Origin of the sequence: Chitinophaga sp. (genome assembly GCF_036566945.1) — a bacterium.
In the GTDB taxonomy this organism is placed as follows: Bacteria; Bacteroidota; Bacteroidia; order Chitinophagales; family Chitinophagaceae; genus Chitinophaga.
Genome location: NZ_DATCVJ010000651.1, coordinates 1 through 6,214 on the forward strand (window position 1 = coordinate 1; position 6,214 = coordinate 6,214).

At 44.3% G+C, this 6,214-nt stretch carries 5 protein-coding genes; 3 read left to right on the top strand and 2 right to left on the bottom strand.

All coding sequences use genetic code 11. From position 1 onward, the window contains the following. The first annotated feature begins 36 nt into the window (after positions 1-36). The 3 genes from VIP81_RS19865 (at position 37) to VIP81_RS19875 (ending at position 4,045) form a co-directional block, all read left to right on the top strand. Complete coding sequence (locus VIP81_RS19865; protein WP_331965158.1) at positions 37-1,017, top strand: FecR family protein; 981 nt, start codon at positions 37-39, stop codon at positions 1,015-1,017. A 15-nt stretch (positions 1,018-1,032) separates the two neighbouring features. Next, positions 1,033-2,844: an STN and carboxypeptidase regulatory-like domain-containing protein gene (locus tag VIP81_RS19870; RefSeq protein ID WP_331965160.1), complete on the top strand. Its 1,812-nt coding sequence runs from the start codon at positions 1,033-1,035 to the stop codon at positions 2,842-2,844. Positions 2,845-2,911: 67 nt separating this feature from the next. Next, the gene (locus VIP81_RS19875; RefSeq protein ID WP_331965162.1) at positions 2,912-4,045 is read left to right on the top strand and encodes a hypothetical protein; all 1,134 of its coding nucleotides are present in this window, start codon (positions 2,912-2,914) and stop codon (positions 4,043-4,045) included. A 276-nt stretch (positions 4,046-4,321) separates the two neighbouring features. Here VIP81_RS19875 and VIP81_RS19880 read toward each other — a convergent pair whose 3' ends face one another. After that, complete coding sequence (locus tag VIP81_RS19880; protein ID WP_331965165.1) at positions 4,322-5,203, bottom strand: hypothetical protein; 882 nt, start codon at positions 5,201-5,203, stop codon at positions 4,322-4,324. A 61-nt stretch (positions 5,204-5,264) separates the two neighbouring features. Then, positions 5,265-6,146, bottom strand: coding sequence for an AraC family transcriptional regulator (locus tag VIP81_RS19885; RefSeq protein ID WP_331965168.1), 882 nt, complete (start codon positions 6,144-6,146; stop codon positions 5,265-5,267). Between the last annotated feature and the right edge of the window lie 68 nt (positions 6,147-6,214).

Here is a 6,214-nt window from a genome sequence, read left to right on the forward strand (position 1 = left end):
TGTTATTAATTTTGCTCCACCTGTAAAAGTGCATAAGTGAAAAAACAATCCGACTATATAAACGATGACCTCCTGGTAAAATATCTGCTGGATATTACCACACCTATGGAGAAAGCAGCAGTAGCCGAATGGCTGACAGAGAAGGAGGAGCACCAACGTTATTTTGAACATTTCCGCCTCATCTGGACGGAAAGTAAAAAGCTCGCTGCCAACAGCACCGTGAATGAAAACGATGCATGGAGCCGTTTTCAACAACGGGTAGGTACCAATGAAAATACCACACGTATTGTACAACTGGATACCGGCATGAACTGGAAATCCTTGCTGCGTATTGCCGCTGTACTCGTTGTACTGTTGGGCGCTGCAGGATTCTGGTACCTGTCGAAAACAAACGGGTCACCCATGATTGTACATTCCGGTCAACAAATTAAAAGCGAAACATTGCCCGATGGTTCCCAGGTAACGCTTAATAAGCAATCTACTATTGAGTATGCCACTTCCTTTAAAAAAGAACGAAGTGTGAAACTGGAAGGCGAAGCATTTTTTAATGTAGCGCAGGACCCCGGAAAACCTTTTGTATTAAAGGTAAATGATGTTACCGTTCGGGTACTGGGTACTTCTTTTAATGTAAAAAGTGTCAATGGTAAAACAGAAGTGATCGTAGAAACCGGCGCCGTGGAAGTAACGAAAAACAGTAATAGTGTGCAGCTGAAACAGCATGAGAAAGCCATCGTTACCAGTGAACAGGCCGCCCCCAGCAAACAAAGCAATAACGATGAACTGTACAATTACTACCGCACACAAACTTTTGTATGCAATAATACGCCGCTATGGAAACTGGTAGAAATCCTAAATGAAGCATATGGTGTGAACATTGTGATTGCTGATAATAATAAACGTGATCTGCAGATTAATTCTACCTTTACCAACAGTTCGCTGGATAGTACTTTACAGGTAATCGGGCTTACTTATGAGATTGCGGTGGAGAAAAAAGGATCACAAATCATATTGAAATAATAGCCTTCGTACTGTATGTTACTATCTAAGCAATTGCTGACTTTATTTTTAGGATGTATTTTTTCTATCACGGTGTCGGCACAAAGCCTGTTGAATAAAACAGTGAGCGTAGAAGCAAAGCAGCAGCCACTTTCAGCGGTACTTATTTCCATCAGCAAACAAGGCGGTTTTTATTTCTCTTATTTAACTACGATTCTTCCGCAAGACAGTTTGGTGACCATCTCCGTAAAAAATAAAACGGTAAAACAGGTACTTGATATTTTATTCACCGGAGATTATCTGTATAAAGAATCAGGTAACTATATTATTCTGCTAAAAAAATCTTCGGGTCAAACCTATTATCTGATCAGCGGCATCGTCACGGATAAAAAAACAGGGCAGCGGCTACCCAATGCCAGTGTCTATGAACGACAGCAACTCATTTCTACATTAACAAACAGCGATGGTTATTTCAGGCTGCGGTTAAAGGATAAATATCCTACCGCAGCCATTAGTGTTAGTAAAGACCTCTACGCAGATACTTCGCTGTTGCTGACTACCGGCTACGATCAGGAAGTAGCAGTCAGTATTTCTCCCACTACCTACCAGCTAAAAACAGTGGATATTACCGGTCATACACAGGTAGAAAAAACCTGGTTTGGTAACATGTTTTTATCTTCCCGTCAGAAATTAACGAGTTTGAATATTGGCGCCTTCCTGGCGGATAAGCCTTACCAGGTATCACTTACACCGGGGCTGGGTACCCATGGCCGCATGAGCGGACAAGTAGTGAATAAATTTTCTGTGAACATGCTGGGTGGCTATGCTGCCGGTGTAGATGGTGTGGAAATAGGTACGGTATTCAATATTGTGAAAAATGATATGCAACATGTGCAGTTATCAGGGATGGTGAATGTGGTTGGAGGAAAAACAAAAGGTGTACAAATCGCAGGTTTCCATAACAACGTGCTGGACTCCATGATAGGGGTACAGATGTCTGGTATCAGCAATATTACGGAAAGCAGTTTGCGGGGCGTGCAGATCACCGGCGCTATAGGTCAGGTATATGGTAACATGAATGGTGTGCAGTTATCCGGAATAACAAATGTTACCCGTGGCAATTCAATAGGTTGGCAGGTGGCTGGTGCGTTCAACTATACGAAAGGTAATGTTGAAGGATTGCAGCTGAGCGGGCTAGTGAACTACAGCCAGAAAGACGCCAAAGGAGCGCAGATTTCAGGCGCCGGAAATGTTACGCATGGTACCATGAAAGGGCTGCAGCTAGGCGCGCTTTTTAACTATGCGCGGCAAATGGATGGTGTGCAGATAGGAATTGTAAATATTGCCGATACCGTGAATGGTTATAGCATTGGCATTATTAATATTGTACGCAGAGGATATAAAAAAGTGGTGTTGTTCAGTACCGATGTGTTGCCGTATAATATCGCCTGGAAGGCAGGCCGCAGTGAGTTGTACAGTATTTTGCTGGGTGGTTTTGGTACCGGCGAAAATAATAACGCATGGTCTATCGGATATGGTATCGGAAAAAATATCGCTTTTAATAAAGTCCTTTTCCTGTCTGCAGAAGTTACTGCACAAAACACCTGGCAGGGTGGCTGGGATCATAATACACAGGTGTATCGCTTGCAGCCTTCACTGAATGTAAAGCTGGGAAAACGTATCTCTTTATTTGCGGGACCAGCGCTGTCGATAGCTGTTGCCGACAATGAAAATAAAGTAAACCCTGATCATCATTATATTAATTTCGGTACCCATTATCCTTCTTTCAATATCGGTAGTTCCGGAAAAGGCTGGCTGGGTTGGCAGGCTGGCATCAGTCTTTTTTAATTTTCATTTTGCATAGGGGTAGATGTTCCTCAACGTGTCGTTATACTATACGAAATAACTACAGAACATGAGAACATTTAACATTCGCCACCGGATCACTATTATTGTTGTTGCCATTTTATCCCTTGCCAGCGCTGCGTTTGCGCAGACGCCTCTTACCAGTGCCGCACATATCGGACTCGTTTATCCATTGAGTAGTAATGGCAAAAATGCAGCTGCCTATACCAATCATTTTTCATTAAATATTATCGCTGGTTTATCTAAAGCTGAAACAGGTGTAGCTATTGCGGGTATTTCCAATATCATAAAAGACAGTGCCACTGGTGTACAGATAGCAGGTTTCTCTAATCATATTGGCCGTACCTCGCATAGTGTGCAGGTAGCAGGGTTTATGAACCACGTAAAGCAAGATGCAGGCGGTGCGCAGGTAGCAGCTTTCATGAACCTGGATGGTAGTCTGAAAGGCTTTCAGGCAGCGGGTTTTGCGAATATTGTAAGCAGAGATGTGGATGGTACACAGATCGCCGGTTTTATGAATAAGGCGCGTAATAATTCACAGGCGCAGATATCCGGTTTCACAAATATTACGAACAAAGGAAACGTGCAGGTTACCGGCTTTATGAATAAAGCAGAAAACGTACATGTACAGGTAGCGGGCTTTCTGAATGTTGCCAAAAAAGTAAAAGGGGTGCAGGTTGGTTTTATCAATATTGCGGATAGTAATGACTGTCCTATTGGTGTGGTAAACATCGTGAAAGGCGGAGAGAAACAGGTGAGTGTGAGCATCGATGAAACGACTACGGTGATCGCCGCTTTCAAGTCTGGCGGCCGGATCCTGTATGGTATTCTTGGAGTGGGATATAATGCTAAAAACAGCACGTCTTTATATGCACTGCAGGCGGGTATTGGCGCGCATCTGCCATTGCTCTCTCATTTCCGGGTCAATGCCGAAGCTACCAATACATTCATGACTTCCTTTAAAGGCGATGACTACAACCGTCATACGCTGGGTATTTATCCTGCTTATCGTTTTGGCAGCAGAGTGGAAGTATTTGCAGGGCCTACGTTTAATTATGTTAACTGCGAACGTGGGGTAGGATCTGATCTGGTAAATCATTACATCTGGTCTGAAAACGTGGGTGATAATCGTTTTCACGGTGCTTACATTGGCGCTGCTGGTGGTGTACAGGTAAGGTTGTAAGCGCGGGTTTTTGTCTTTGTCCAGGATTATAATGATTTGGATGATTTTCCAGATTTTTACTTTTTTTGATTATCTCAGATTTTAAAGATTTTGGAAGAGGAAGATGAATACATCTGTTTCTATCTCTCAGCATCATCAAATAAAATTCTTAAAAAATAATTGTCAAAATTATGATCAAAATGATCATCAAGATCATCATCAAGATCATCGTAAAGATCATCGTTAGAATCATCAGAATCAGTATAATCCTGTTCTAAGACAAAAAATCGCTTTGAACTACTTTGCCACACGATATTTCAGAATATTTCCCTCCATCATAGCCGGCGTAATCACATCTCCTTTATGATCGAGTGTAAAGTCGGCCGGGCCGGCAATCAATACCTGGTTCAGCGTGGTTATTTTTGCGTTCGACAGATCGAGTTCCAGCAGCACTCCTTTCTTTTCAAATGCTACCCAGTCGGAGATAATCAGCTTACTGTTATGCTGGGTGAGGGCAATACCATCGTAGTAGCCCAGTCGGTCGGTGAGTGGCGTAAACACTTTCTTTGCCGCTGCCATATCGATGAAGCCAATTTGTCCATCGGGTTTTCCGGCATCACCAAATCCACATACGTACAGGCGTTTACGTTGACTGTCATATACAACGCCGTTTGTGCCTCTGATGGGCGTGGTGTACAATAATTCCTCTGCCCGGGGATGGTGGCCCAGGTGTATCAGAAAGAGTTTATTTACATCCGTAGCGGAAGCCACCAGGGTAGAATCGTTGATGGCTACTATATCATTCAGAAAGCTGGTAGTGGGTGCTACATCTATGTTGTACAGCAATGCACCGCTGGTCATATCATAACCTTTTACTTTGTCTACATCCGCTACAAAGAGTTGGTGATGCCATATAAACGCGCCTTTAGGAGCATCCAGTCCCTTTGCAAAGACGGTGCTGTGGCCTTGCTGGTCCATTTTAAAGATAACGCCGTTGCCGTCTTTTTTGGTGGGTTCGCCACCGGGGCCAAGGTCCGCGATGTAAAAGCTGTTACCATCCGTTGCTACACTTTCTGGTGAATGCATAAAAGCGGTGCTGTTGAGTGGTTGTTGTGCAAAGGCGTTGCCGGCGGTGAATAGCATGGTTGCTATGAGCCCGGCCATGGAAATGCGTTTCATAGTTGAATTTATTTTTATCAAAGGTACAGGCGATGTGGGTCAGGCGGGTAGCAGGAATCGTTCAAAAAATAACACTTTTGGTCCGTTGTGTATTTTTGGGTGTGGTGCCATATAGCAGCCGGTATTGTTTGATAAAGTAAGATACATTTTCAAAGCCGCATTCGTCCGCGACTTCATTGACATTTTTTCTGGTTTGCAACAGCAGTTGTTGGGCGTGTTTCAGTCGTTCCTCATTGATCCACTTTTTGGGTGGTGCATGGAACAGCCGGGAGAATTCGCGTTTAAAGCCGGAGAGACTTAAGCCGCACATTTTGGCATATTCCTCCAGGGTAAAGGGCTGCAGCAGGTTATAGCGGATGGTGAGGGTAATGCTTTCTGCGCTGCTGTCGAACATATGGAAGAGGAATGCCAGGACTGCCTGCTGATGGGGCCCTGATAGCATTAGTAGCAGTACTTCCCGGATTTTGAGTTCCAGGAGTTTCCCGGTGTTGTTATTGGGTTGCTGCAGGTAGCTGAGGATGGTATCGCGTACCTGTAATACTTCCGGAGAGCAGGGGATGACCATGGGAGCGGAGGGCGTTTGCCGGGGTATATGACCAGGAGCGCTGAAGCCCGCATCATCATTCATAAAGGAGCGTAGCAAAGTATCATCTGTACATAGCATGAGCGACTGATAGTCGGTACCGTCTGTGGTGTAATCGGTCATGAAATAGGCGCCACGCTTCAGTAGAATAAGGTCGCCGGCATGGGCCACGATATCTTTGTCACTGAGGTGAATATGCTTTACGCCTTTGAGCAGAAACACGAGGGTGTTTTCAGTGAGGAAACCTTCTTCCCTGTCGTGTTTGTCCATAAGCCTGAACCAGGCCACCACGGACTTTCCGGCGTGATGCAGCTTTACCGCCGGAATGGTTTCGAATGCCTTTGGGTATCGTTGTAACATGCCGTGAATTTACGGATAACGTTTCAGTTTTCTTTTATGGCATTGTATTTGGTTGGTTTTGAGAAAAT